Here is a 738-nt window from a genome sequence, read left to right on the forward strand (position 1 = left end):
CGGCCACGCGCGCGGCGTTCTCCGCGGCGAACAGCGTCCAGTGCGACGGCAGCCGCGCGGGGAACGACAGCGCGTGGTCCCGGACCTCGGCGGGTGCGGCGGCGAGCAGCGGCCAGCCGCGGGCCAGCAGCGGCACCGGCGTCAGCAGGCCCGCCCAGTCCACCGGGTGGTCGTCGCGACCCGGGTCCGGGCCGGACGCGAGCAGGACGACGTCGAACAGCCGCGCGCCCGCGGACCCCGGGGTGGCGAGGTCCGCGATGTCGGCGCGACGGCCGCGGTCGTGCAGCTCCCAGGCGCGGTACAGCGCGGCGAGCGGGTCGGTGTCGACGGCCAGCGCGCGGCGCTCGTGCCGGCCGTGGTCGGCGCCAGCGCCCCCGGTGCTCGGCGGTCGGCCGTCCGCCTCGTCGTCCTCGTCGTCGTCCGGACGCAGCCCGAACCGGGACCACGCGGCGGCCAGCGCGCGGCGGGCGACCGCGCCGTCCACGCCCGGGGGCGGGCCCCCGCCGTCCGCCCCGGGCGCCCGCGGCAGCGCGCAGTCGACCAGGCAGCCGTGCTCGACGGTGGCGAGCGTGACCCGGCCCGGCAGGGTGGGCAGCACCGCGCAGCCCCCGGAGGCGAACGTCACGACGACCGCGGTGGGGGACACCGGGACGACGTCGAGGGCGCGATCGCCCTGCACGACCACCAGCGGGCCGCCCGGGCGCGGCGCGGGGGGCAGCGGGGCGATCTCGACCTCGG

1 protein-coding gene is annotated in these 738 nt (G+C 80.9%); it reads right to left on the minus strand.

Annotated elements, in window-relative coordinates; all coding sequences use genetic code 11:
* Positions 1–738 (minus strand): hypothetical protein (locus tag G6556_RS18995; protein WP_166944736.1); only part of this gene is annotated, 738 nt, incomplete at both ends.

This window comes from Cellulomonas sp. IC4_254 (assembly GCF_011603975.1).
Lineage (GTDB): Bacteria > Actinomycetota > Actinomycetes > Actinomycetales > Cellulomonadaceae > Cellulomonas.